General features: G+C 72.2%; 20 protein-coding genes and 1 other RNA gene. 2 read left to right on the top strand and 19 right to left on the bottom strand.

Features of this window, described 5'->3' with window-relative positions; genetic code table 11:
• Position 1 precedes the first annotated feature (1 nt).
• The 12 genes from IEZ05_RS17375 to IEZ05_RS17430 all read right to left on the bottom strand — a co-directional run bounded on the left by IEZ05_RS17375 (position 2) and on the right by IEZ05_RS17430 (position 16747).
• Entirely contained in the window at positions 2-1417 is a 1416-nt protein-coding gene (locus IEZ05_RS17375) for an NAD-dependent malic enzyme (protein ID WP_189231025.1), read from the bottom strand.
• A 416-nt stretch (positions 1418-1833) separates the two neighbouring features.
• Positions 1834-4131: a HelD family protein gene (locus tag IEZ05_RS17380; RefSeq protein ID WP_189231026.1), complete on the bottom strand. Its 2298-nt coding sequence runs from the start codon at positions 4129-4131 to the stop codon at positions 1834-1836.
• Positions 4132-4425: 294 nt separating this feature from the next.
• Complete coding sequence (locus IEZ05_RS17385) at positions 4426-5199, bottom strand: zf-HC2 domain-containing protein (RefSeq protein ID WP_189231027.1); 774 nt, start codon at positions 5197-5199, stop codon at positions 4426-4428.
• 59 nt (positions 5200-5258) lie between these two features.
• Entirely contained in the window at positions 5259-5783 is a 525-nt protein-coding gene (locus tag IEZ05_RS17390) for a sigma-70 family RNA polymerase sigma factor (RefSeq protein ID WP_166661591.1), read from the bottom strand.
• A gap of 207 nt (positions 5784-5990) precedes the next feature.
• A complete protein-coding gene (locus IEZ05_RS17395) occupies positions 5991-6596 on the bottom strand; it encodes a CGNR zinc finger domain-containing protein (protein ID WP_189231028.1) in 606 nt (201 codons plus the stop codon).
• Positions 6597-6962: 366 nt separating this feature from the next.
• On the bottom strand, positions 6963-8114 hold the full coding sequence (locus IEZ05_RS17400) for a uroporphyrinogen-III synthase (RefSeq protein WP_189231029.1): 1152 nt from the start codon (positions 8112-8114) through the stop codon (positions 6963-6965).
• A 96-nt stretch (positions 8115-8210) separates the two neighbouring features.
• Positions 8211-9572 (bottom strand): nitrate/nitrite transporter, encoded by a 1362-nt coding sequence (locus IEZ05_RS17405; RefSeq protein WP_189231030.1) that lies wholly within the window; start codon positions 9570-9572, stop codon positions 8211-8213.
• Between the two features lie 134 nt (positions 9573-9706).
• Positions 9707-10606, bottom strand: coding sequence for a hypothetical protein (locus IEZ05_RS17410; protein ID WP_189231031.1), 900 nt, complete (start codon positions 10604-10606; stop codon positions 9707-9709).
• Positions 10607-10687: 81 nt separating this feature from the next.
• Positions 10688-12061: an acyltransferase family protein gene (locus tag IEZ05_RS17415; protein ID WP_189231032.1), complete on the bottom strand. Its 1374-nt coding sequence runs from the start codon at positions 12059-12061 to the stop codon at positions 10688-10690.
• The gene (locus IEZ05_RS17420) at positions 12058-14256 is read right to left on the bottom strand and encodes a glycosyltransferase (protein ID WP_189231033.1); all 2199 of its coding nucleotides are present in this window, start codon (positions 14254-14256) and stop codon (positions 12058-12060) included. Before IEZ05_RS17420 ends, IEZ05_RS17415 begins: the two co-directional genes overlap by 4 nt.
• Positions 14256-15617 (bottom strand): hypothetical protein, encoded by a 1362-nt coding sequence (locus IEZ05_RS17425; RefSeq protein WP_189231034.1) that lies wholly within the window; start codon positions 15615-15617, stop codon positions 14256-14258. The genes IEZ05_RS17420 and IEZ05_RS17425 overlap by 1 nt, the downstream gene beginning before the upstream one ends.
• Before the next feature lie 161 nt (positions 15618-15778).
• Positions 15779-16747 (bottom strand): LysR family transcriptional regulator, encoded by a 969-nt coding sequence (locus IEZ05_RS17430; protein ID WP_189231035.1) that lies wholly within the window; start codon positions 16745-16747, stop codon positions 15779-15781.
• 83 nt (positions 16748-16830) lie between these two features.
• On the opposite strand from IEZ05_RS17430, the gene IEZ05_RS17435 reads away from it, so the two are divergent.
• Positions 16831-18147, top strand: coding sequence for an MFS transporter (locus IEZ05_RS17435; RefSeq protein ID WP_189231036.1), 1317 nt, complete (start codon positions 16831-16833; stop codon positions 18145-18147).
• A 48-nt stretch (positions 18148-18195) separates the two neighbouring features.
• On the opposite strand, the gene ssrA is transcribed toward IEZ05_RS17435, so the two are convergent.
• From ssrA to ftsE, 5 genes are all read right to left on the bottom strand, one after another.
• Positions 18196-18595: a transfer-messenger RNA gene (gene ssrA, locus IEZ05_RS17440) on the bottom strand.
• 91 nt (positions 18596-18686) lie between these two features.
• Entirely contained in the window at positions 18687-19166 is a 480-nt protein-coding gene (gene smpB / locus IEZ05_RS17445; protein ID WP_189231037.1) for an SsrA-binding protein SmpB, read from the bottom strand.
• Positions 19167-19245: 79 nt separating this feature from the next.
• A complete protein-coding gene (locus tag IEZ05_RS17450; RefSeq protein WP_189231038.1) occupies positions 19246-20418 on the bottom strand; it encodes a S41 family peptidase in 1173 nt (390 codons plus the stop codon).
• A 68-nt stretch (positions 20419-20486) separates the two neighbouring features.
• A complete protein-coding gene (gene ftsX, locus IEZ05_RS17455) occupies positions 20487-21404 on the bottom strand; it encodes a permease-like cell division protein FtsX (protein ID WP_189231039.1) in 918 nt (305 codons plus the stop codon).
• 46 nt (positions 21405-21450) lie between these two features.
• Complete coding sequence (ftsE, locus tag IEZ05_RS17460; RefSeq protein WP_189231040.1) at positions 21451-22140, bottom strand: cell division ATP-binding protein FtsE; 690 nt, start codon at positions 22138-22140, stop codon at positions 21451-21453.
• Positions 22141-22366: 226 nt separating this feature from the next.
• Here ftsE and IEZ05_RS17465 point away from each other — a divergent pair, with 226 nt between their 5' ends.
• Positions 22367-22558 carry a hypothetical protein gene (locus IEZ05_RS17465; protein WP_189231041.1) on the top strand — a complete coding sequence of 64 codons (192 nt, stop codon included), beginning with the start codon at positions 22367-22369 and terminating at the stop codon, positions 22556-22558.
• Between the two features lie 81 nt (positions 22559-22639).
• Here the strand turns inward: IEZ05_RS17465 and IEZ05_RS17470 are convergent, their stop codons facing one another.
• On the bottom strand, positions 22640-23326 hold the full coding sequence (locus tag IEZ05_RS17470) for a hypothetical protein (protein WP_189231042.1): 687 nt from the start codon (positions 23324-23326) through the stop codon (positions 22640-22642).
• Between the two features lie 314 nt (positions 23327-23640).
• Entirely contained in the window at positions 23641-24747 is a 1107-nt protein-coding gene (gene prfB / locus IEZ05_RS17475) for a peptide chain release factor 2 (protein WP_189231043.1), read from the bottom strand.
• Positions 24748-24800 lie beyond the last annotated feature (53 nt).

The raw sequence follows: 24800 nt of genomic DNA on the forward strand, positions 1-24800 counted from the left end.
CCTACGACGCCACGCCGGCGGCCTTCGCCGCCTCGCGTACGGCGCCCGCGACGGCACCGGCGACCTTGTCGTTGAAGACGCTCGGGACGATGTAGTTCGGGTTCAGCTCGTCCTCGCTCACCACGTCCGCGAGGGCCTGCGCGGCGGCCAGCATCATCTCGGTGTTGACGGTGCGGGACTGGGCGTCCAGCAGGCCGCGGAAGACGCCCGGGAAGACCAGCACGTTGTTGATCTGGTTCGGGAAGTCGGAGCGGCCGGTGGCCACAACCGCCGCCGTCTGACGGGCGATTGCCGGGTCCACCTCAGGGTCGGGGTTCGCGAGCGCGAACACGATCGCGCCGTCGGCCATGGCGGCCACGTCGTCGCCGTCCAGGACGTTGGGGGCGGAGACGCCGATGAAGACGTCGGCGCCGTGCACCGCCTCCTTCAGGGTGCCGGTCAGGCCCTCCGGGTTGGTGTTGTCGGCGATCCAGCGCAGCGCCGACTCGGGCGCGGCGTCGACCAGGTCGGCGCGGCCGGAGTGGACGACGCCGTGGATGTCGGCGACGACGGCGTTCTTGACGCCCGCGGCGATCAGCAGCTTGAGGATGGCCGTACCGGCGGCGCCGGCGCCGGACATGACGACGCGCACGTTCTCGATGGGCTTGTCCACCACGCGCAGCGCGTTGGTCAGGGCGGCGAGGACGACGATCGCGGTGCCGTGCTGGTCGTCGTGGAAGACGGGGATGTCGAGGGCCTCGCGCAGCCGGGCCTCGATCTCGAAGCAGCGCGGCGCGGAGATGTCCTCGAGGTTGATGCCGGCGAAGCCCGGGGCGATGGCCTTGACGATCTCGACGATCGCGTCGGTGTCCTGGGTGTCGAGGCAGATCGGCCAGGCGTCGATGCCGGCGAAGCGCTTGAACAGGGCCGCCTTGCCCTCCATGACGGGCAGCGCGGCCTTCGGGCCGATGTTGCCGAGGCCCAGTACCGCGGAGCCGTCCGTCACGACCGCAACGGAGTTGCGCTTGATGGTCAGGCGGCGGGCGTCCTCGGGGTTCTCGGCGATCGCCATGCAGACGCGGGCCACGCCGGGCGTGTAGACCATGGACAGGTCGTCACGGTTGCGGATGGGGTGCTTCGACGCCATCTCGATCTTGCCGCCGAGGTGCATCAGGAACGTACGGTCGGAGACCTTGCCGAGGATGACGCCCTCGATGCCGCGCAGCTGCTCCACGATCTCGTCGGCGTGGGAGGTCGAGCCGGCCGCGATGGTGACGTCGATACGCAGCTTGTCGTGGCCGGACGCGGTGACGTCGAGGCCGGTCACCGAGCCGCCGGAGGACTCCACGGCGGTGGTGAGCTGCGAGACGGCGGTTCCGCTCGCGGGCACCTCCAACCTGATGGTCATCGAGTAGGAGACGCTGGGCGCCGTTGCCATGGCCGACTTCCTCTGCTTTCACCGTGTCGCGTGTTGTGCCGTCCGATCGTCGCACCTACCACCGGGTACGTGGTAGCCGCCCCGGATTGCGAACGTTTTGTTCGCGCGCCGGCCGACCGGAGGAGAGCTACTTTCGGAAAACGACTTCCACCATACGAGAAGTTGGGCGCGGGCGGAAGAGGCTGCCGGGAGCGGCGGTCCGGCCCCGGGAAAGAACTCGCGGGACGGGAATTGTCTTGCGGGGATCGTTTGTTACCTTGGATGTGGCACCGGCTCGATCCAAGCCCCCGGGCCCAACCTTCGTCGCTACGAGCGACCACTTGCCGCGAGGCGAGCATGGCGGGTCGGTGCCACTTGGACATCGAGTGAGGCCCGCGCCGGACGACGGCGCGGGCCTCACTCACATCCCGGTGCGCTCAGTCGCGCAGCAGGTCCGGCACCCCGGCCGCGTCCGGCTCGTCCCGGTCGGACGAGACGATCGTCAGCTGCTGCGTGGCCCGGGTCAGGGCGACGTAGAGCACACGCAGCCCGGCGGGCGACTCGTCCGCGATCTCGGCCGGCGAGACGACGACGGTCGCGTCGTACTCCAGGCCCTTGGCCTCCAGGCTGCCCAGCGCCACCACCCGGTCGCCGAGCCCGGCGAGCCAGCGCCGGGCCTCCTCGCGGCGGTTCATCGCCACGACGACGCCGACGGTGCCGTCGACGAGGTCCAGCAGCCGGGCCGCCTCCGCCCGCACGGTCGAGGCCAGGGCGTCCCCGACGACGGCGAAGCGCGGCTCCACACCGGTCGAGCGGACCGCCGTCGGCGCCTTCGAGCCCGGCATGGCGAGGGCGAGCACCTTGGCCGCCAGCTCGGCGATCTCGGCCGGGTTGCGGTAGTTCACGGTCAGCTCGAAGCGCCGCCGCGGACGGGTGCCCAGGGCCTCGTCCCGGGCCGCCGCCGCCTCGTCCGGGTCGGACCAGGAGGACTGTGCCGGGTCACCGACGACGGTCCAGGTGGCGTGCCGGCCGCGGCGGCCGACCATCCGCCACTGCATGGGCGTGAGGTCCTGCGCCTCGTCGACGATGACGTGCGCGTACTCGGTGCGCTCCTGCGCCAGCCGCTCGGCGCGCTCCCACTGCGTCTCCTCGCGCTGCGGCATCAGCTCCTCGAGGCCGGTCAGCTGGTCCAGCGGGTCCAGCTCGCGCCGCTTGCGGGGGCGGGCCGGGGTGCCGAGGACGGCCTGGAGCTCGTCGAGCAGGGCGATGTCGTGCACGGAGTGGCCGTCGCGGCGCAGCGACCGGGCCACCTTGCGGACCTCGCCGGGGTTGAGGACCCGCCGCGCCCAGCGGCCCAGCCGCTTCTCGTCCGCCATGGCCGCCAGCACGGCACCGGGCGTCAGCTCCGGCCACCAGGCGTCCATGAAGGCGATGAAGGGGTCCTCGGAGCTGACGTCCTCGTCGAAGGAGGACCGCAGCTCGGCGGCCAGCTCCGGGTCGCTGTGGCGGCCGGCGGCGCCGGACTTGGCCCACAGGGCGTCCAGCAGCAGCCGGCGGGCCCGCGGACGCAGCAGGTTGACGGGCGCCGTGCCGCCGAGCACGGTGCGGCGGACGGCGGCCAGCTCCTCCGCCTCCAGTTCCAGCCGCCGGCCGAAGGCGACGACCCGCAGCAGGGTCGGGGAACCCTCGGGCTCCAGTGCCCCGCGCGCGGCCCTGCGCAGCACCTTGAGCATCCGCGAGGAGCCCTTGGCGCGGGCGATGGCCGGGGAGTCGTACAGCGTGGCCTCGGCGCCGTCGACGAGGGAGCCGATGGCGCGGATGGCGACCTGCCCCTCCTCGCCGAGGGAGGGCAGCACGCCCTCGGTGTACGCCACGAGCAGCGGCGTCGGCGAGACGATCAGGATGCCGCCCGCGTAGCGGCGCCGGTCCTGGTAGAGCAGGTACGCCGCCCGGTGCAGGGCGACGGCGGTCTTGCCGGTGCCGGGGCCGCCCTCGACGTACGTCACGGAGGCGGCGGGGGCGCGGATGACCAGGTCCTGCTCGGCCTGGATGGAGGCGACGATGTCCCGCATGCTGTGGGTGCGGGCCTGGCCGAGGGCGGCCATCAGGGCGCCGTCGCCGACGACGGGCAGCGCCTCGCCGTCCAGGTACGCCGTGATCTCGGGCCGCATCAGGTCGTCCTCGACGCCGAGGACGCGCCGCCCCTTGGACCGGATGACCCGGCGGCGCACGACCCGGCCCGGGTCGACCGGCGTGGAACGGTAGAACGGCGCGGCGGCGGGCGCCCGCCAGTCGATGACCAGCGGCGCGTAGTCCTCGTCCAGGACGCCGATGCGGCCGATGTGCAGGGTCTCGGCGATGTCGGCGGTGTCGTCGGGCCGTACGGTGCCCTCGGCGGGCTCGACGGCCGTGTACGCGCCGTCCGCGCCCTTCTTGCCGTCCTTGCCGAGGAGCAGGTCGATACGGCCGAAGAGGAAGTCCTCGAACTCGTTGTTGAGCCGGTTCAGGTGGATACCCGCCCGGAAGACCTGTGCGTCGCGCTCGGCGAGCGCGCCGGGGGTGCCGACGTGGCCGCGCCGGGCCGCGTCCTGCATGAGGAACTCGGCCTCGTGGATCTTCTCCTCGAGTCGGCGGTACACCCGGTCCAGGTGTGCCTGTTCCACGCTGATCTCTCGGTCGCGTACGGAATCGTGCACCGAGTCGACCGCCGAATCCTGTTGTGCCTGTGCGGCCACCGGGCCCCCTTCTGACGTGCTGGGCAGCCGTCAACCGTACGCGAAGGGGGGCCGGGAGGCCACGGGGCGGTCCGGTGGGGCCGGGGCCTGTCCGGAGGATCAGGTCGCAGCACAGCCGCGGCCCTCGATCGGCGCCGGTGATCGAGGGCGTCCGGAGGCAAGGCGGAGGAGGGCCGCAACGCGATCGGGTCCCCCGCGCGAGCGCAGCCGAGCGAGGGGGGCCGACAGCCGACGGCAACGCCGCGGACGGGCGTGCCGGACCCCGCGTCCGCGGCGTGATCCGCCGGACGGGCCCTACACGTCCACCTCCACCAGGCGGTCGCCGTCGAAGGTCATGACCTCGAAGTGGTCGATCTGGTTGGGCTGGAGGGCGGCGCCGCCGTGCACGTAGAGCGGCTCCTTGGCCTTGTCGGTGGCGGCGCCCGGGATGCCGTAGCCCCAGTTCGGGACGGACCAGGAGCTGAGCGTCTCGCGCTCGCCGTTCTTGCCGACGGCGATCAGGGAGCACTTCTCGGGCCCCTTGACGTTCTTGAGCTCCAGGACGGCGTCGGTGCCCCAGGCCTTCTTCTCCAGGGCCACGGTGGCGCTGACCTTGGTGGCCGGGTCGGTCGCGGTGACCCGGTCGGGCATGGCGGCGAAGGCGGACGCGGCGGGGCTGCTGGTCTGCTGGGCCTCGGTCCGGTGGCCGCCGCCGTCGTCACCGCCGCTGGTCGTCGCCACCGCGGCGAACGGGCCGCCGATGATCAGCGCGGCCGCGGTGCCCACCAGGTAGAAGTTGCGGCGGCGTTTGCTCGCGCGGCGCTCGGCGACCTCGTCGACGAGCCTCTCCGCCAGCCGCGGGCTCGGCCTGGCGGTCAGCGACTCGGCGATCGCGGGGGTGCCCGCGCCCGGCAGGTCCGCGAGGGCGGCCATCATGGGCTCCATGCCGGCCAGCTCGTCGAGCTGCTGGGCGCACCACTCGCAGCCCGCGAGATGCGCCTCGAAAGCGGTTGCTTCGGCGTCGTCGAGAATCCCTAGGGCGTAGGCGCCTACCGTCTCGTGTTCGTTCGGCACCGATGATCCCTGCATGGGGGCAGAATTACCCGAATCACCCGCGCCGAATCCCTGGAAACCCCCGTACCCGCTCATCACGCCGTCACCCCCCGCTCCTCCAGTGCCAGCTTCATCGAACGCAGGGCGTAGAACACCCGGGAGCGAACGGTGCCGCTGGGAATGCCCAGTGTCTGCGCCGCCTCATTGACGGTACGCCCCTTGAAGTACGTCTCGACGAGAACCTCCCGGTGGGCCGGGGTCAGGTCGTCGAGCGCGTCCGACAGCGTCATCAGCCACAGCGCCTTGTCGATCTCGTCCTCCGCGGGGATGACCTCCAGCGGCGACGGATCGACCTCCTGCGGCCGGGCCTGCCGGCTGCGGTGGCCGTCGATGACGATGCGCCGGGCGACCGTCACCAGCCAGGGGCGTACCGATCCGGTCGCACGGTTGAGCTGACCGGCGTTCTTCCAGGCACGGATGAGCGTCTCCTGGACGACGTCCTCGGCGCGCTGCCGGTCCCCCGCGACCAGCCGCAGCACGTACGCCAGCAAGGGGCCGGCGTGCTCCCGGTAGAGGGCGCGCATCAGCTCCTCGTCGGGCTCCGAGGAGGTCTGGGACATGCGATGTCGGGCCCTCGCACCACGTTCACCGGCCACGACGGAATCCTTGCGCACGCCCACCTCCGATGTCCGGGGGTTCCCCCAGTCGGTCGCTCGTCCATCCGGTACGGACGCGGGGTGCGGGGTGTTCAAAGTGAGGTGACAGTTTTCTCCGGGACGGGGCGACGAAGGGGGCAGGGGCGGACATGGGGGCACATCCCGCACGCCTCAGCGGGCGAGGGCCGCGCGGCGGCGGTGCCGGGCGACCCGTTCGCGGTTGCCGCAGATCTCGCTGGAGCACCAGCGCCTGCGGCGGCCCCGGGAGGTGTCCACGTACACGATCGGGCAGTTGTCGCCCGCGCACTGGCGCAGGCTCGCCCGCGCGACGGGGTCGGTGAGCAGTTCCACGGCGTCCCGGGCGAGCGCGCCGAGCAGCGCGGCACACTCCGGAGGCGCCGTCAGCTCCCGTACCAGCGCGCCGTCCTCGCCGCGCACGGCGCGGGGCGCCGGGGGTGCGGCGCGGGCCAGGTCGTTGACGCGGGCGAGCGCGAGCTCGTAGGGCCCGCCGGGGGCCTGGCCGGGGCCGCGCGGGGCGCGGGCGCGCACCAGACGGGCGGTCTGGCAGCGCAGTTCGCGGAAACCGGCCAGCCAGGAACCGTCGGCGTGGGCCAGGGGCGTGCCCGGCGGGACGATCCCGGAGCCGGTGATCCAGGCGCGCAGCGCCGCGACGGAGTCGAGCCGTTCGACGGGGTGGGTGGTGGCGAGGAGGTCCAGACAGATCCGTCCGGTGTCGAACCGCAGCTCGTACGGGTCTGTCGCCGTACCCAGTGCCATGTTCCTGTCACCGCCTAGGGGTTGCCCACGGTGGAGCGGGCTGGGAAGGGGAGCAGGTGGACCGCTCCCTCTACAGTGCCTGCCCGCTCCCCCGCCCGGAACCCCTCGTACCGCCCAGGCCTGGACGCTCACGCATGCGTCGGCGCGTCCGGGCGCCCGTCGACCGGACGCATGGCAGACGGCGTGCACGTGAGGGACGGGGGCGGAGCACGACGGCGGACGGCCGCGCGGGCCGGCGCGGGGTACTGGCCGCGGCCACCAGGGAGACGCAGGGTCAGGGACCGACGACACCAGCGCCAGGGCCTCCCCGCCCGCGTCACAGCGCCCGCCCGCAGCACCTGGCCGGCCCCGGGAGCGCGGCGCGGGTCAGTCGGCGGCGTACTTCGCGTCCGCGGCCGGGTCCAGGGCCAGGCGGTAGCCGCGCTTGACGACCGTCTGGATCAGCTTCGGCGTGCCGAGTGCGGTGCGCAGGCGGGCCATCGCCGTCTCCACGGCGTGCTCGTCGCGCCCGGCTCCCGGCAGCGCCCGCAGCAGTTCGGCGCGGGGCACGACCCAGCCCGGCCGCCGGGACAGCGCCCGCAGCAGGGACATCCCGGCGGGCGGCACTGCCTTGAGCTCCCCGTCGACCAGTACGGCGTGACCGCGGATCTCCACCCGGTGCCCGGCGACGGGCAGCGAGCGGGCCCGGGCCGGCAGCTCCTGGCACAGCAACTGCACGAGGGGGCCGAGCCGGAAGCGTTCGGGCTGGACCGTGTCGACGCCCTGCGCCTGGAGCGGCACCGCGGTGACCGGGCCGACGCAGGCGGGCAGCACGTCGTGGCCGAGGGCGGCGAGCAGTTCGGGCAGCAGGCCGCGCTCCTCGGCGCGGCCCAGGAAGGAGACGGCGGCGGGCGCGCTGGTGAACGTCACCGCGTCCACGCCACGCGAGACGGCGGCGTCCAGCAGGCGGTCCACGGGCCCGAGGTCCTCCGGCGGCAGCCACCGGTAGACGGGCACCCCGACGACCTCGGCGCCGGCCGCCCGCAGCGCCTCCACGAACCCCGGCAGCGGTTCGCCGTGCAGCTGTACGGCGACCCGGCGGCCGTCGACGCCCTCCGCCAGGAGCCGGTCCAGCACCTCGGCCATGGACTCGGAGGACGGCGACCACCGCTCCGTCAGTCCCGCGGCGCGCACCGCGCCCTTGACCTTGGGGCCGCGCGCGAGCAGCTCCACCGCACGCAGCCGCTCCAGCAGGGCGTCGCCGAGGCCCCAGCCGTCCGCGGCCTCCACCCAGCCCCGGAAGCCGATGGCGGTGGTGGCCACGACGACGTCCGGCGCCTGGTCGATCAGCTGCTTGGTCGCGGCCAGCAGCTCGCTGTCGTCGGCGAGCGGCACGATCCGCAGCGCCGGGGCGTGCAGGACGGCGGCGCCGCGCCGCTGGAGCAGCGCGCCCAGCTCGTCGGCGCGGCGGGCGGCGGTCACGCCCACGGTGAACCCCGCGAGGGGGCCGTGGTCCGGCTGCTGCTGTTCGTCGTCCATCGCTCTCGTCCCGGTCGTCGTACCTGCCTGTACGGCGACCGAGCCTGTCAACGGCGCGTGACGGGCTCGGTTCCACCGCATGTCACCAGTGTTACGTCATACCTGGGCGTAGCCGAGCCGCTCCTTCGCCTCCGCCGGGTCCGCCGCTCCGTCCGGCACCCGCACGGCAGGGCGGCGAAGGTATACCGCCCAGGTGACGGCGAAGCAGACGGCGTAGTAGGCGAGGAACGCGACGAAGGCGCCGGTGCCGGAGCCGAGGGAGAGGAAGGACTGCCGGAAGGCGAGGTTGATGGCGACGCCGCCGAGCGCGCCCACGGCGCCGATCAGCCCCATGGAGGCACCGGAGAGCCGCCGCCCGTACGCCACGGCCTCCTCCCCCGTCAGCCCCTGGGCGAGCGCCTTGTTCTGGAAGATCCCGGGGATCATCTTGAACGTCGACCCGTTGCCGAGCCCGCTGAGCACGAACAGCACCACGAACACGGCCACGAACAGCGGGAGCGACTTCGCCATGCTGGCCGCGACGAGTACGGCGGTGGCGGCGGCCATGGCGACGAAGTTCCCCAGTGTGATCCGCGCGCCGCCGTACCGGTCGGCGAGCCTGCCGCCGAGCGGCCGGATCAGGGAGCCGAGCAGCGGGCCGATGAAGGTGAGGTACGCGGCCTGGAGCGGGGTGCGCCCGAACTGGGTCTGCAGCACCTGCCCGAAGGCGAAGCTGTAGCCGATGAACGAGCCGAACGTGCCGATGTACAGCACGGCCATGATCCAGGTGTGCGCGTCCCGGGCGGCGTCCTTGGCTGCCCCGGTGTCGTTCCTGACGGACGCGAGGTTGTCCATGAAGCGGGCGGCGAGGACGGCGGCCACCAGGATCAGCGGGATGTAGATGCCGAGCAGCACCCGGGGCCCGCCGCTCGCCCCGATGATCGCCAGCGCGACGAGCTGGATGACCGGCACGCCGATGTTGCCGCCCCCGGCGTTGAGGCCGAGCGCCCAGCCCTTCTTCCGGAGCGGGAAGAAGGCGTTGATGTTGGTCATGGAGGACGCGAAGTTGCCGCCGCCGATGCCGGCCAGCAGGCCGACCAGGAGGAAGGTCGAGAAGGACGTCCCCGGCTCCATGACCGTGAAGGCCGCGACGGTCGGTACGAGCAGCAGCCCGGCGGAGATGATCGTCCAGTTCCGTCCGCCGAAGACCGCCACGGCGAAGGTGTAGGGCACCCGCACGACGGCCCCGACCAGCGTCACCACGGACGTCAGCAGGAACTTGTCGGCCGGCGTCAGCCCGTACTCCGGCCCCATGAAGAGCACCAGCACGGACCACAGCGTCCACACCGAGAACCCGATGTGCTCGGAGAGGACGGAGAAGAACAGGTTGCGCCGGGCGATCGGCTCTCCTGTCTCCTTCCAGAAGGTCTCGTCCTCGGGATCCCAGTGCTGGATCCAGCGGCCACCAGGGACTGTCATGACGCCTCCACGCGCTCCGGGGCTCGGTTGCACCGAAGGTAGGAAGGGCGCGTTTCGGGCCGGTGGGGCTGCGGGTGACCGGCAGGGAACGTTGCTCTCACCCGGCGCGGCGACGGGGTGAGAGGTCGGGTCGGTCAGCCCTGCGGGGGCTGGGGCTGCCAGTGGGGGTTCTGCTGGGGGTACGGCTGCTGCTGGGGCGGGGCGTAAGGCGCCCGGGGCTGCGGCGGGTACGGCTGTCCGTAGGGACCCTGGGCCGGGTACGGCTGCTGCGGGGCGTACGGGCCGGGAGCGGGGTGGCCATAGCCGCCCGGGGCGGGCTGACCGTAGCCACCGGGCGCGGCGGGGCCGCCGGGCGCCGGGTGGCCGCCGGGCGCCGGGTGGCCGTACGGCGTTGCGGCCACGGGGGCGGCGCCACCGAAGGGATTGCCGTGCCCGGGCAGGTGCGCCCCGGGCGGCAGGTACCTCACCCGCCCGGTCTCGTCCGCCACCGGCAGGAACCCGGCGGCCTGGAGACGGGCCGCGAACTTGGCGTTGCGCTTGCGGGTGACGAGCAGACCGACGCCCAGGAGCGCCAGGACGCCCACCCAGACGATCGCGGCCATCACGAAGTCGTCGGACTGCCCGCCGGCCCGGAAGGCGAGGACGGCGCAGCCGACGGTGACGCCGAGGGCGCCGTACCCCATCCGCTTCTCGGCGCTCTTGCCGGTGAGGTCGAAGTTGATGCGCGCCTTGAGGAGTTCGAAGGCGTCCGGCACCAGCGGCGGCACCGACACCCCGTCGCCGGCCTGCGGGTACTGCGCCCAGTTCTGCGCGGCCCGCGCCCGTGCCTGCGGGCTGGGGTCGGGCACGATCAGCATCTTGAGCTGGCTGTTGTTCCCGCCGCCCTGCCGCACGTCGGCGTACTCGTACCCGAACTGCTGGGCGACGAAGGCGAGTCGGGCCAGCTTCTTCACAGATGCCATCGCGCTGGTGACCTCGACCGGCTCGCCGCTCGCCATCAGCCGCAGCATCTTCTGTATCTGGCGCTTGCTCATCCCACCGCTCCCCCGGGCCGGCTCACGCCACCCCGTTCACGTCCGCAACCGGGGCAGTCTCGCACGGGGGAGCTAAGCGCGTCAGCCCCGGTGCGCCGCGCCGGCCGTCCCCCGCTTCCCGGCGGAGCGCTTCGTGCCGTTCGGCCACAGCCGCGGGCTGCGCTTGGCCGCGATGTCCTCGATCCAGCCGACGGCGAGGACCATCAGGCCGATCAGGGGCCAGACGAGCGCGAACATCCAGAGCGAGTACGCGTCCGAGAGGGCGTCCGCCGCCCGCTCGCTCTGCATGAACGGGAGCCGGTACAGCAGGTCGATGATCGGCACCGTCAGCATGATCAGCAGGTTGTGCCACAGGTAGATGGTGACCGCGCGGTTGTTGGAGAGGGTCACCAGCTTGTCCCACTTGGCCAGCCGGCCCGGGAGTTCCTGCCAGGACGGGGAGTACTGGAGGAGGATCACGACGAAGCCGAACGACCAGGCGGCCTGCGCCATCGGGATGTCGTTCAGGTCCCAGCCGTCGGGGCCCAGGTGGCCCGAGGCCCACCACAGGCCGAAGGCCATCACCAGCGAGGCGCCGGAGACGGTGACGTAGCGCGGGATCTGCTTCAGCAGGCCCTCGTTGTGGGCGAAGCCGAGCACCCAGCAACTGCCGTACACCGCGAAATCGGTGACCGCGTTGCCCGTCTCGCCGGGGATCTTCACCAGGCCCGTGCCGACGATCGCCGTCAGCCCCAGCGGAGCGAGCAGCGTCGGCCAGGGGGCCCGGCGGAACGCCCACAGCAGCAGCGGGGACGCGAGGACGAACCACAGGTAGGCGCGCAGGTACCACAGCGGTCCCGCGGCCTGCACGGCCCAGGTGTCGTCCAGCAGCCCCGAGGCGGACCCGCTGTGCCAGGGGTAGGGCGGCGCACCGATCGGGACGATGTAGTTGAACAGCGAGAGCAGACCCCAGGTGTCGCCGTGGTCCGGGTCCTCGGCCGGGTTCCAGCCGCTCGCGAACATCAGCGACAGCGCGACCGCGCCGAACGCCCACATGGGCGGCAGGAGACGGCGGACGCGGCTGCGGATCACGCTCAGCGCCGGGCGTTTCAGCGAACGCGCCATCAGCGAACCGGCCAGCGCGAACATCACGCCCATCGACGGGAACAGCACCGACAGCCAGGCCCAGCCGAACAGGTGGTACACCACGACGCGGACCAGCGCGATGGAACGCAGCAGGTCGAGGTAGCGGTCGCGGCCCGGCTTCTTGGCCGCGGGGACGGCCGGCGGCGCGGCGGCCTCGGGCTCCGTCGTGCGCTGCTGCGGGACGGCGTACGGCGTTTCCGGGGCACCGCCCGGGGCCCCCGCGTACGGAGTTCCGTACGGGGCACCGCCCGGGGCCCCCGCGTACGGGGTGCCGTAGGGGCCGGCCGGTTCCGGGTTCGTCCCCGTACCGGTCGTGTATCCGTGGGTCATGCCACGGGCCTCCGATCATTGCCGCTGCGCGATCGCTGGCTCGGGACCCCGCCGCCCGGGGCCTCGACGACACCGGTGCGGCGCAGCTTCTGCCAGCGCAGACGGCCACCGGTGAGCGCGGTGATCCAGGACTGGAGCAGCACGACGTACATCAGCTGGCGGTAGAGGATCTGCTGCAGGGGCAGCGAGATCAGATGGGTCATGCGCTCGCGGTCGAGGCGGAAGGCGTACGCCGCGCAGACCGCCTGGAGGAGCAGGACGCCCAGCCAGGCCACGATCGTCTTCTGGGTCGGGCCGAACACGATGCCGTAGAGCAGGAAGATGTCGATCAGCGGCGCCAGGAGCGGGGCGACGACCATGAACAGGGAGACGAAGGGCAGGCCGACGCGGCCGAAGCGGCCCGAGGGGCCTCGTTCGATCACCGCGCGGCGGTGCTTCCAGATCGCCTGCATGGTGCCGTAGGACCAGCGGTAGCGCTGGGACCACAGCTGCTGGACGGACTCGGGGGCCTCGGTCCAGGCGCGGGCGTTCTCGGCGTAGACGACGCGCCAGCCGGCGCGGTGCAGCGCCATGGTGACGTCGGTGTCCTCGGCGAGGGTGTCGTCGCTCATGCCGCCGAACGGCTCGAGCGCCGAGCGCCGGAAGGCACCCACGGCGCCCGGGATCGTCGGCATGCAGCGCAGGACGTCGTACATGCGGCGGTCCAGGTTGAAGCCCATCACGTACTCGATGTGCTGCCAGGCGCCGATGAGGCTGTCCTTGTTGCCGACCTTCGCGTTGCCCGCGACGGCGCCGACCTTCGGGTCGCCGAAGGGCTGGACGAGTTCGCGGACGGTGGACGGCTCGAAGACCGTGTCGCCGTCCATCATGACGACGATGTCGTGACTGGCGTTCGCCAGGCCGCGGTTGAGCGCGGCGGGCTTGCCGGCGTTGAGCTGGCGGATCACCCGGACGTTGGGCAGGCCCATCGCCTCCACGATCCGGGCCGTGCCGTCACTGGAGCCGTCGTCGATGACGATGACCTCGACCGGGTGGTCGCTGTCCATCAGCGAACGGACGGTGTTCTCGATGCACTTGGCCTCGTTGTACGCCGGCACCAGCACCGTCACCGGCTCGGTGACGGGCGGGCCCCAGCGGAAGTTCCTGCGGCGCACCCGGCGGGCGTGGACGCCGGACAGCAGCAGCATCAGCACGAAACGGCCGATGACCAGGGTGCCGATGATCGCCAGGCCCACCACCAGGCCGTCGGTGAGCTTCTCCGAGGCCTGGACCAGCCAGACCCACGCCTTGCCCTTCCACAGGTCGACGCCGGTCACCGGCGTCATGGCGCTGGGCGCGTCCAGGGCCTCGGTGAGGTTGTCGAACTCGTAGCCCTGCTTCTTCAGGCCGGGCAGGAACTCGTCCAGGGCCTGCACGGTCTGGTGGCGGTCGCCGCCGGAGTCGTGCATCAGGACGATGGCGCCCTTGCCGCCGTGCGGGGTGGCGCGGCGGATGATCTCCTGGACGCCGGGCTTCTGCCAGTCCTCACTGTCGGTGTTGTTGACGACGGTGATGTACCCGCGGGAGCCGATGTACTGGGTGACCGGCCAGGACTTGTTGTCCATGGCGTCGGCGAAGGAGGAGTACGGCGGGCGGAAGAGCGAGGTGCGCACGCCGGCCGCGCCGGTGATCGCCAGCTGGTTCTGCGACAGCTCCCAGTCGATGCGCTTCTTGGACTGGAAGGAGAGGTCGGGATGGTTGAACGTGTGCAGGCCGACCTCGTGGCCCTCGTCGACCATGCGCTCGACGAGGTCCGGGTAGCGGGAGGCCATCGTGCCGGTGACGAAGAAGACCGCGTGGGCGTCGTGCTTCTTCAGCACGTCCAGCACCTTCGGGGTCCACTCCGGGTCCGGGCCGTCGTCGAAGGTGAGGACGAGGCGGTGGTCGGGCACGCTCAGGCTGTTGGTCTGGCCGCCGCGGGCGTCGATGACCGGGCCGCCCTCGAGGATCTTGTCCGGGACCTGGTCGGTGGCGGCGGGCGGCTGGACGCGGTGGTCGGCGAGGATCTCGCTGTGCACGTAGCCGCGCAGCATGAGCATCGCCACCAGGGCGACGAGGACGAGCAGCGGCAGCAGCAGGCGCAAGGGCACGCGGCGGCGCCGAGCGCCGTCACGGGCGCCGCGGGCGGCGCCGTGACGGCGGGTGCGGGAGGCCATCAGAGGGTGTACTCCGGGGACAGGGAAGGGGATGTGGAGGAGTCGGCCGGCGCGGTGTCGACGGCGGGCGCGGCCTCGGCTCCGGCGGCCACCGGGGAGGTGTCGCTCGCGCCGTTCACGGTGGTGCCGCCGCCGGGGTCGGTCGTGGCGGTGCCACCGTCCGTGGGCGCGGTCGGGTCGACCGTGGTCTCGCCGCCGCCCGCCGGGGTCGACGGGTCCGTGGTCGCGGGGGGCGGCTGCTGCGTCGTCACCGTCGGGTCCGGCTCGGCCGCGCCGCCGCCGCCCGGCTTCGGGGCGGTCGCGGACGTGGACGGCTCGGGATCGGTGCTGGTGCCCGGCTGCCGCGCGGTGCCGGAGGCGCCGGGCGCCGGGGCGTCGGCGCCGGGGGTCGTCGCCGCGCCGGTGCCGGCCGTGGGGCTGGTCTGCGGGGCGGCGCTGCCGCTCACGGAGGGCTGCGCGGACTGCGAGGGCAGCGGGGTGGTGTCGACCTGTCCGGCCGGCTTGCCCTGTTCCTGGCCGGGTACGGGCAGCCAGGGTGCGTTGGAGTTGCCCGACAGGAGCGTGGAGACGATGACGACGGCGTAGATGGCGCAGGCGCCGCCGAGGGCGATGCCGATCCGGCGGAAGCGGCGGCTGCGGCGGCCCGACTCGTCGACGAAGACCGGTCCGTCGGAGGCGTCGGAGGCGGCGTGCTTGCCGGTGCCGTTCGCGGCCGCCCGGCGGATCATGCCGTCGCCGAGCTGGACGGCGTCGAGCTGGACCGTCACCTCGTGGGGGTCGTGGGTGTGGTCGGCACCGGCGGCCGGGCGCGGGTCGATGGCGTCGGGTGCGTCCGCGTCCAGGGCGCCCGGCGTCTCCTGCCAGGGGTCGCGGAGGGCGGCGGTGGCTGGGCCGGGCGCGGGGAAGGCGCGGGTCGGGGCCGCCGGGGCCGCCAACGGGAGGATGTCCGTCCGGTCGGTGTCGCGGCGCGGTGCGTCCCCGAGCCGGTGCCCGTCGTGCCGGGGCGCTCGGCCCTGGCCTATTCGGTCCTGGCGCGTCGTGCCGCCGAAGAGGTCGACGCCCGGCTGGGGGCGGAGGACCTCCGTCTCGGCGGCACCGGTGTCGGTGCGCGGGACGTCCGTGCCCGCGCCGCTGGGGAACTCCCGGGCTCCTCCGAACCATCCGGCTCCCGCGGGCGCGCCGGATCCACCGGACACCGTGCCGGGCGCCGGGGCCGCCGCGGCGCCGGTGCCCGGGAAGGCACCGGCCGCGGGAAGCACCTGGGTGGCGTCCTGCTGCGGGTCGTGCCCCGCGACAACATCACGAGCACCGGACGTGGCGCCGGGCCACTCCGGTTGGGCGTCTTTCTGCCAGTTCTTCACGCGCACGCACTTCCCCCCGAGGGACAGTTCCGGGTGCGCGTACGACTCCGAGCACCCGTCGGCCGAACCGGCCCCCACCAGGTTCGAGCGCCCCCTGTACCACACCGTGCTCAGGCCAAGAATGTAGCGCACGCGGAGGACGTGTGGTTGCCGCGTGTCGGTTAATGGACGGACATCACAGCGGCGTCAGTGTCCGGAAGCCACGCTTCGGCGGGCCGGTGGAGCCACCCGTTTTCGGCCGCGACCTGGGCGGCGGCCCGGCGCAGCGCGTCGAAGGCGGGGTGCACCAGCCCCTTTCTCCAGACCAGTGAGACCGGCGACAGCGGGACCGGATCGACGAGCGGACGGACCACGGTCGAGGCCATGGCCGGAAAGCTCGCCACGGCGAGGATCGGATTGCGCGTCTTGTCCATGATCCGCTGGAACTCCTCGTCCCCGACGGCCAGCGGAAGGGGTGGCGCCACGACGATGCCGCGTCCCTCGAACAGGCGGTGCCCCAGGTCGGTCCACTCCGGCGTCCGCGGGTTGCCGGCCCCGGCGTACACGGCCTCGCCCGCCAGCGCGGCGAGCGGCACCTCGGGCAGCGGGGCCAGGGGGTGGTCCTCGGGCAGGACGACCGCCATGGGCTCGTAGCGGACCGGCTGGTGGCCCAGTCCCGCCCGCAGCGCCGGGGGAAGGCCCGCGAACCGGCCGAACGAGGCGTCGAGCCGGCCCGCGAGCAGCTCGGCGGCGGCGCCGGTCAGGCCGCTCTCGTAGCGGGCCATGAGTTCCAGCTCGGGTGCGAGCCGGCGGGCCCGTTCCAGGACCAGGCGTCCGGTGACCAGACCGGGCGAGTTGAGGTCGACCAGCAGCGGGCGGGCCTGCCCGAAGGCGGTGAGGAGGTCGTCCTGCGCCTGGAGCACGCGGCGGGCGTACGGCAGCAGCCGCTCGCCGTCGGCCGTCAGCGTCACCTGCCGGGTGGACCGGACGAACAGCTCGGCGCCCAGCTCGCGTTCCAGGCGCCGCACGTCGCGGCTGAGCGCCTGCTGGGCGACGTACAGGCGGGCCGCGGCGCGGGTGAAGTGCAGGTCCTCGGCGACGGTGACGAAGGCGCGCAGGAGACGCGGATCGAGGTGGGCGGGTGCGGGCATCCGGCGAATTTACAACGGGAGTGCGTGAATGCGTACGGAGAAGGTGTTGGACCCCGTGATCGGCCGCGGGTGACGGTGGGCGCATGCCGCAACCGACTCCTGAACGCGCCCTTCGCCAGGCCCCCTTGCTCACCGTCACCGCCGACGCCCTGGTCGCCGCCGACTTCCGTCCCCGCACCCCGCGCACCCCGCGCCGGCCGCCGGGCCCGTACCGGCGTCTGCTGTCCGTGCCCGGCGCCCGCGCGTTCACGATCGGGAATCTCATCGCCCGGCTGCCGATGGGCATGTTCAGCGTCAGCGCGGTCGTGATGATCGCCGGCACGCGCGGCTCGTACGCCCTCGCCGGTGCCGTCACCGCGACCGGGCTGGCGGCGACCGCGCTGGTCGCGCCGTGGACCGCGCGGCTCGTGGACCGGCACGGCCAGGCCCGGGTGGCGGTGCCGGCGACGCTGTTCGCGGCGCTCGGCTCACTCGCGCTGGTGCTGTGCGTGCGCTCCGGAGCCCCCGACTGGACCCTGTTCGCCGCGTACGCCGCCACCGCCACGACCCCCAACACCGGCGGCATGGCCCGCGCCCGCTGGGCCCACCTGCTGCAGGGCGACGCCGGCGCCCTGCACACGGCGAACTCCTTCGAGCAGGCCACGGACGAGCTGTGCTACATGCTCGGGCCGGTCCTCGCGGCCTTCCTGTGCACGACGGTGTTCCCGGAGGCGGGCACGCTGGCCGGTGTGGTCCTGCTGGTGACCGGCATCCTGGTGTTCGCCACCCAGCGCGCGACGGAACCGCCGGCCCGGCCGCGCCCCGCCGCGAAGGCGCCCTTCCGCGCGCCCGGCATACCGCCGCTGCTGGCGATGTGCCTGGCGACGGGCGCGGTGTTCGGCGCGATGGAGGTCGTCACGATCGCCTTCGCGGACGCACAGGGGCACCGTTCGGCGGCCGGCGTGGTCCTGGCGCTCCAGGCGGCCGGTTCCTGTGCGGCGGGCCTGCTGTACGGCGCGCTGAAGCCGGCCGGGCCGGCCGAGGTCCGCCTGCCGTGGTGCGTGGCCGCGATGACGGCCCTGATGACGCTGCCCCTGCTGGCCGCGGCCCTCACGGGCTCGCTGCCGCTGCTGGCGCTCACGCTCCTGGCCGCCGGGATGGCGACGGCCCCGACGATGGTCACGACGATGACGCTGGTCCAGCACCGCACCTCCGAGGGCCGGCTGAACGAGGGCATGACCCTCGCGGTGACCGGGCTGCTCGGTGGCATCGCCTGCGGCAGCGCTGCGGGCGGCTGGACGGTGGAGCACGTGTCGCCCACGGCCGGCTACGGCGTGCCGGTCACCGCGGCCGCGCTCGCCCTGCTGCTCACCCTGTCGGCCCTCCCTGGCCGGTCCCGTCCGGCCGGCGCCCGGGCATGACGAAGGCCCCGCCGCTCGGGAGCGACGGGGCCTTGGCCCACATGGGAATTGTGGAGATGGCGGGAATCGAACCCGCGTCCAACGGTGTGGAATCAGGGCTTCTCCGTGTGCAGTCCGCTTCGATTTTCTCAGCCCCGGAGATCACGCGGACAAGTCTCCGACGGGCTCAGTCACTGTTTGGTTTCCCTCTTCACCCCGTGACCGGGATCAAGGTTTAGTCCCCTAGCTGATGCCAGGATCCGGGTCGGGAACAGCCCCGGGCTGACACTCCCTTTGTAGGAGGCTCGCTTCGCTACCTGAGATCAGGCAGCGAGGGCGAAGGCCTGCTGGGAGGAATCGCGCTTGGAGTTGGCGATTATTTTTTTCGGCCTGTGGTTTACGAGATCATGGCCGCTTCCTCGACACGCTTCCCCTGCTTCGACAGCCGCTGTCGAAACCGATCATCCCCATGTTGTGTTTTCAAAAGCCGCACCGTCCAGGCGGTGCAGGGCCCATCGTACGTGACCAACGCACGAGGGTGCCAGCCTATTCCCGCGGGGTCAGGCCCGCTGCTTGCGGCGGATCGCGGAGATCGTCCGCTCCGCCTCGCGCCGGTCCTGCTTCTCGCGCAGGGTCTGGCGCTTGTCGTACTCCTTCTTGCCGCGTGCCAGCGCGATCTCGACCTTGGCGCGGCCGTCCTTGAAGTACAGCGCGAGGGGCACGATCGTGTGCCCGGTCTCCTGGGACTTCGACTCCAGCTTGTCGATCTCCACGCGGTGCAGCAGCAGCTTCCGCTTGCGGCGGGCGCTGTGGTTGGTCCAGGTGCCCTGGCTGTACTCCGGCACGTGCACGTTGTGCAGCCAGGCCTCGTGCCCGTCCAGCTGCACGAAGCCGTCGACCAGCGACGCCCGCCCCTGGCGCAGTGACTTCACCTCGGTCCCGGTGAGGACCAGTCCGGCCTCGTAGGTGTCGAGGATCTGGTAGTCGTGCCGCGCCTTCTTGTTCTGCGCGATCAGCTTGCGCCCTTTTTCCTTAGCCATAGTGCAGCCCATTTTGGCACTACGGAGGGGGTGCGCGGGAAGCCGATTTACGCGGGGCGGGGCGGGGCGGGGGCGGGGCCTACCGTCCCAGTCCGCTGAGCACGGTCCGCGCCCGTCCCAGGGCGGCCGGGTCCGTCGGGTCGACGTCCAGGTCGGGTGTGATGCCCGTGCCGTCGACGCCGCGGCCGGAGGGGGTGCGGTAGTGCCCGACGGTCAGTTCGGCGACCGAGCCGCCGGGAAGTCGGCTCGGCATCTGCACCGAGCCCTTGCCGAAGGTGCGGGAGCCGACGACGACCGCCCGTCCGCGGTCCTGGAGGGCTCCGGTGAGGAGTTCGGCCGCGCTCATGGTGCCGCCGTCGACGAGCGCGACCAGGGGTCTGGTGGTGTCGCCGCCGGGTTCGGCGTGCAGGGCGCGCTGGTCGCCGTCGACGTCGTAGGTGGCGACGAGGCCGCCGTCGAGGAAGGCGGAGGCCGCGGTGACGGCCTCGGCGACCAGTCCGCCGGAGTTGCCGCGCAGGTCGAGGACGACGCCGGCGCCGGACGGCACCCGCTCGACGGCGGCGCACACCTGCCGGCCGACGCCCTTGGTGAAGGAGGTGACCTTGACGACGGTGACGCCGTCGGCGAGGGTGCGGACGGCCACGGGGTCCGTGGACAGCCTGGCCCGGCGGACCGTCTCGGTCCACGCCCGCGTGCCGCGCTCCAGGCCGAGCCGGACGGCGGTGCCGGCGGGGTCCTCCTCGGCGTCGCCGCGCAGTATCGAGACGACCTCGGTGACCGGGCGCCCGTCGACCCGCTCGCCGTCGACGCTGCGCAGCCGGTCGCCCTCGCGGACCCCGGCGGCGGCGGCGGGCGACCCGGAGCGCACCCTGGTCACCTCGATGCGGCCGTCGCGCTCGCGGCGCGCGGAGAGGCCGACGCCGGTGTACTGGCCGTCGAGGGCCTCCTCCAACTCCTCGTACTCGCTCTGGGAGTAGACGGCGCCCCAGCGGTCCCCGCTGCGGCTGACGGCGCGTTCGGCGGCCTCCACCGGGGACTTGCCGTCGGCCATCGCCTCCGCCGCCGCGCGGGCCACGTCTTCGTGGTGACCGGCGGGCGCGGCCGAACGGGCCGCGTCCGGCGTGGACTTCCGGTCGGACGCCGGGAACGATCCGGTGGCCGCCCCGGCGACGAGTACGCTCGCGAACACCAAGGTCAGGGCGGCCCCGTGGCGTGCGCGACGGGGCTGACAGAACAGGTCACGACCTGACATGCCGGTGAGTCTAGGACAACGCGAGAGGGCCGAACGGTCGCTTGACCGTTCGGCCCCCTTGGCATGTGTCACACCTTCAGGTACTTGCGCAACGCGAAGAACGCGGCCAACGCGGGCATCAGCAGACTGGTGGCCAGGATGAGCGGGAGCTTCGTCAGCAGGGCGTCCCAGCCGATGAAGTCGATCAGGGCCAACTTGTCGGACAGCGCGAGTCCGTGGTCGATGATGAAGTACCGCGCGGTCACCAGGAAGGCGCAGGCGACCGCGCCGCCGATCAGCCCGGCGACCGCCGCCTCCATGATGAACGGCGCCTGGATGTAGAAGCCCGAGGCGCCGACCAGCCGCATGATGCCGGTCTCGCGCCGGCGGCTGAACGCCGAGACGCGGACCGTGTTGACGATCAGCATCAGCGCGACGACCAGCATCAGCGCCATCACCGCCCGCGCGGCCCAGTTCATGCCGTTGAGGAGCTCGAAGAGGTTGTCGAGGGTGCTGCGCTGGTCCGCCACGGACTGCACGCCGTCCCGGCCGTCGAAGGCGGTCGCGATGACCTGGTACTTCTCCGGGTCCTTCAGCTTGACGCGGTACGACTCCTGCATCTGGTCCGGCGTGAGCGAGCTGGCCAGCGGCGAGTCGCCGAACTGCTCCTTGTAGTGCTTGTACGCCTCGTCCTGCGACTCGTACGTCACCTTCTCGACGACGTTCATCTCGTCGAGGTCGGCCAGGATCTGCTTCTTCTGGTCCTCGGTGACCGCGCCCTTGGCACAGGCGGGGTCGGACTTGGCGTCGCTCTTGTTGCAGAGGTAGACCGTGACGTTGACCTTGTCGTACCAGTAGCCCTTCATGGTGTTGACCTGGTCGCTCATCAGGAGCGAGCCGCCGAACAGGGCCAGGGACAGGGCGACGGAGACGATGACCGCGAAGGTCATGGTCAGGTTGCGGCGGAGACCGACGCCGATCTCCGAGAGCACGAACTGGGCGCGCATGGCGAGTGGTTGAGCCTTTCCGTGGAAGCCGGTGCGGTCTGCGGTCTCAGTGCTGGTAGCCGTAGACGCCGCGCGCCTGGTCGCGGACGAGGCGACCCTTCTCCAGCTCGATGACGCGCTTGCGCATCTGGTCCACGATGTTCTGGTCGTGCGTGGCCATGATCACGGTGGTGCCCGTCCGGTTGATGCGGTCGAGCAGCTTCATGATGCCGACGGAGGTCTGCGGGTCGAGGTTGCCGGTGGGCTCGTCGGCGATCAGCAGCTTGGGCCGGTTGACGAAGGCGCGCGCGATGGCGACGCGCTGCTGCTCACCGCCGGACAGCTCGCCCGGCCTGCGGTCCTCCTTGCCGCCGAGCCCGACGAGGTCGAGCACCTGCGGCACGGACTTGCGGATCTCGCCGCGGGACTTGCCGATGACCTCCTGCGCGAAGGCGACGTTCTCGCCGACCGTCTTGTTCGGCAGCAGGCGGAAGTCCTGGAACACCGTCCCCAGCTGGCGCCGCATCTGCGGCACCTTCCAGTTGGACAGGCGCGCGAGGTCCTTGCCCAGAACGTGCACCTGCCCATGGGTGCACCGCTCCTCGCGGAGGACCAGCCGCAGGAAGGTGGACTTTCCGGAGCCGGAGGATCCCACGAGGAAGACGAACTCGCCCTTCTCGATCTCCAGGGAGACATCCCTGAGGGCTGGGTGGTTCTGCTTGGGGTAGACCTTGGAGACGTTGTCGAATCGGATCACGGATGCACCACGGGTCGCCGGGGGTAGATGAGCGTGACCATACGCGAACCGGGGAGCCGACCGCAGTCACCGGTCGGGGTTGCGCGGTAGTTGCGCGTTTTGTCCCGGCCGCCGCCCCACCGGGACCGCGCGCAGGGCCCCCCGGAACCTGGCACAGTGGAAGGGGAACGTTCACGGCTTCGTGGGCGTTGTGCCGAGTGAACCGGCTGCAAGGAGGGCGAGGCGCATGACGTACGACCGGTTGGTGTGCGCGAACTGCGCGGCGCCCGTGAACGAAGGCCGGTGCCCGGTGTGCCGCGCGAACCGCGAGCGGCTGCAGCAGGACAACTTCCTCTCGGGGCTGAATCCGATGGCGCTGATCGCCCTGCTGGCGGTCCTGGTGGCGGCGGTGGCGCTGCTGGCCCACCAGACGGTGTAGAGCCCGCGAAGACACGACAGGGGGCCCGGAGCGGTTGCGCTCCGGGCCCCTGTGTGTACGCGCTGTGCGCAGGCGCTGCCGTCAGGCGGCGGCGCCGCGGCCGCCCATCATGCGCGGGAGGACGCGGAAGCCGATGCCGCCGGCGATCATCGTGGCGGCACCGATCAGCAGGAACGTGGTCTCCGCCGCACCGGTCTCGGCGAGCTCCTCACCGCTGCCCTGGGCAGCGGTGTCGGAGGCCTGGGCCTGCTCGCCGGTCTCGGTCAGGGCCGAGGAGCCCTGCTCCTGGGTGGAGGCGTTGGAGCCGCCGTCGGGGTTGGTGTTGTTGCCACCGCCACCGTTGCCGTTGCCGTTGCCGTTCCCGTTGCCATTGCCGTTCCCGTTGCCGGGGGCCTCGGTGGGGTCGGTGGACGGGGTCCCGGTGGGGGGCTCCTCGGTGGGCGGCTCCTCGGTCGGAGGCTCCTCCGTGGGCGGCTCCTCGGTCGGGGGCTCCTCGGTGGGCGGCTCCTCGGTCGGAGGCTCCTCCGTGGGCGGCTCCTGGGTCGGAGGCGTCTCGGGGTCCTCGGGGATGGTGGTCGGCGGGGTCGACGGGTCCTCGTCCTCGCCGCCGGTGACGCTCAGGCCGAGCCCGAGACCCTGGTCGTCGGCGCTCGCGCTGACACCGATCTCGAGCGCCGAGGCCGCGCCCGCGGCGGTCAGCGAGGCACCGGCCGCGATCACGGCACCGGCCGCTATGCGTGCGACACGGATCCGCGTCTTCTTGGTCATGTGGTTGCTACCCCCAGTAGCTGAAATCGTCAGTGAGGCGGCGCCAGGGGCCGTGATCGACGGGGGGTGGCAGCGCTGAAGCGAAGTCCCCCGGTTCACATGCGCCCCAGAAATACGCATGCCGCGCCTCACCCTTACGAATGTTCAAAGCATCGTCAAGGTCATTGCGTACGCGATGTCCTGGTAAGGAACGTATGCCGGACACAAAGGGTGTGAGTGTGATGTAAAACCCGGACATCACCGACGAAGAAAAGGCAACCGCCGCCCGTGAGGCGGCAGTTGCCTTGTCGACAAAGCGGTGCGGATTCCTCCCGCTACTTCTCCTGCTGCTTGCGCCAGCGAATTCCGGCCTCGAGGAAGCCGTCGATCTCGCCGTTGAACACGGCCTCGGGGTTGCCCACTTCGTGCTCGGTGCGCAGGTCCTTGACCATCTGGTACGGGTGCAGCACGTACGAACGCATCTGGTTGCCCCAGGAGTTGCCGCCGTCGCCCTTGAGGGCGTCCATCTTGGCCTGCTCCTCCTGGCGGCGCCGCTCCAGCAGCTTGGCCTGGAGGACGTTCATCGCCGTGGCCTTGTTCTGGATCTGGGAGCGCTCGTTCTGGCAGGAGACGACGATGCCGGTGGGGAGGTGGGTCAGGCGCACCGCCGAGTCGGTGGTGTTGACGCCCTGGCCGCCGGGGCCGGAGGACCGGTACACGTCCACGCGCAGCTCGGACTCGTCGATCTCGATGTGGTCGGTCTGCTCGACCACGGGGAGGATCTCGACGCCCGCGAAGGAGGTCTGGCGGCGCCCCTGGTTGTCGAAGGGCGAGATGCGCACCAGGCGGTGGGTGCCCTGCTCGACGGAGAGGGTGCCGTAGGCGTACGGCACCTGCACGGCGAAGGTGGTCGACTTGATGCCGGCCTCTTCGGCGTACGACGTCTCGTAGACCTCGGTCTTGTAGCCGTGCTGCTCGGCCCAGCGCAGGTACATGCGCTGGAGCTTCTCCGCGAAGTCGGCGGCGTCCACGCCACCGGCCTCGGCGCGGATGTTGACGAGCGCCTCACGCGCGTCGTACTCGCCCGAGAGCAGCGTGCGGACCTCCATCTCGTCCAGCGCCTTCTTCACGGCCGTGAGCTCGGACTCGGCCTCCGCACGGGTGTCGGGGTCGTCCTCCTCCTCGGCCATCTCGAAGAGCACGGCGAGATCGTCGATCCGGCCGCGCAGGGCCTCGGCCTTCCGCACCTCCGCCTGGAGGTGGGAGAGCTTGCTGGTGATCTTCTGCGCCTCGTCCGGGTTGTCCCACAGGGAGGGCGCTGCCGCCTGCTCCTCGAGCACGGCGATGTCTGCCCTCAGCTTGTCGAGGTCCAGGACGGCCTCGATCGACTCCATGGTCGAGGAGAGGGACTTCAGCTCTTCGGATACATCGACGACTGCCACGCAACCAGCGTAACGGCTCCGCCGGGCGGTCCACGCCCGGCCGTGGCGGACGG

Origin of the sequence: Streptomyces flaveolus (genome assembly GCF_014648815.1) — a bacterium.
Taxonomy (GTDB): domain Bacteria; phylum Actinomycetota; class Actinomycetes; order Streptomycetales; family Streptomycetaceae; genus Streptomyces; species Streptomyces flaveolus.

Coding starts and splice junctions, on each gene's coding strand:
- IEZ05_RS17375 (WP_189231025.1), bottom strand. CDS start 1,417: ATGGCAACGGCGCCCAGCGTCTCCTACTCGATGACCATCAGGTTGGAG.
- IEZ05_RS17385 (WP_189231027.1), bottom strand. CDS start 5,199: ATGCAGGGATCATCGGTGCCGAACGAACACGAGACGGTAGGCGCCTAC.
- IEZ05_RS17390 (WP_166661591.1), bottom strand. CDS start 5,783: ATGTCCCAGACCTCCTCGGAGCCCGACGAGGAGCTGATGCGCGCCCTC.
- IEZ05_RS17395 (WP_189231028.1), bottom strand. CDS start 6,596: ATGGCACTGGGTACGGCGACAGACCCGTACGAGCTGCGGTTCGACACC.
- IEZ05_RS17400 (WP_189231029.1), bottom strand. CDS start 8,114: ATGGACGACGAACAGCAGCAGCCGGACCACGGCCCCCTCGCGGGGTTC.
- IEZ05_RS17405 (WP_189231030.1), bottom strand. CDS start 9,572: ATGACAGTCCCTGGTGGCCGCTGGATCCAGCACTGGGATCCCGAGGAC.
- IEZ05_RS17410 (WP_189231031.1), bottom strand. CDS start 10,606: ATGAGCAAGCGCCAGATACAGAAGATGCTGCGGCTGATGGCGAGCGGC.
- IEZ05_RS17415 (WP_189231032.1), bottom strand. CDS start 12,061: ATGACCCACGGATACACGACCGGTACGGGGACGAACCCGGAACCGGCC.
- IEZ05_RS17420 (WP_189231033.1), bottom strand. CDS start 14,256: ATGGCCTCCCGCACCCGCCGTCACGGCGCCGCCCGCGGCGCCCGTGAC.
- IEZ05_RS17430 (WP_189231035.1), bottom strand. CDS start 16,747: ATGCCCGCACCCGCCCACCTCGATCCGCGTCTCCTGCGCGCCTTCGTC.
- IEZ05_RS17435 (WP_189231036.1), top strand. CDS start 16,831: ATGCCGCAACCGACTCCTGAACGCGCCCTTCGCCAGGCCCCCTTGCTC.
- smpB (WP_189231037.1), bottom strand. CDS start 19,166: ATGGCTAAGGAAAAAGGGCGCAAGCTGATCGCGCAGAACAAGAAGGCG.
- IEZ05_RS17450 (WP_189231038.1), bottom strand. CDS start 20,418: ATGTCAGGTCGTGACCTGTTCTGTCAGCCCCGTCGCGCACGCCACGGG.
- ftsX (WP_189231039.1), bottom strand. CDS start 21,404: ATGCGCGCCCAGTTCGTGCTCTCGGAGATCGGCGTCGGTCTCCGCCGC.
- IEZ05_RS17465 (WP_189231041.1), top strand. CDS start 22,367: ATGACGTACGACCGGTTGGTGTGCGCGAACTGCGCGGCGCCCGTGAAC.
- IEZ05_RS17470 (WP_189231042.1), bottom strand. CDS start 23,326: ATGACCAAGAAGACGCGGATCCGTGTCGCACGCATAGCGGCCGGTGCC.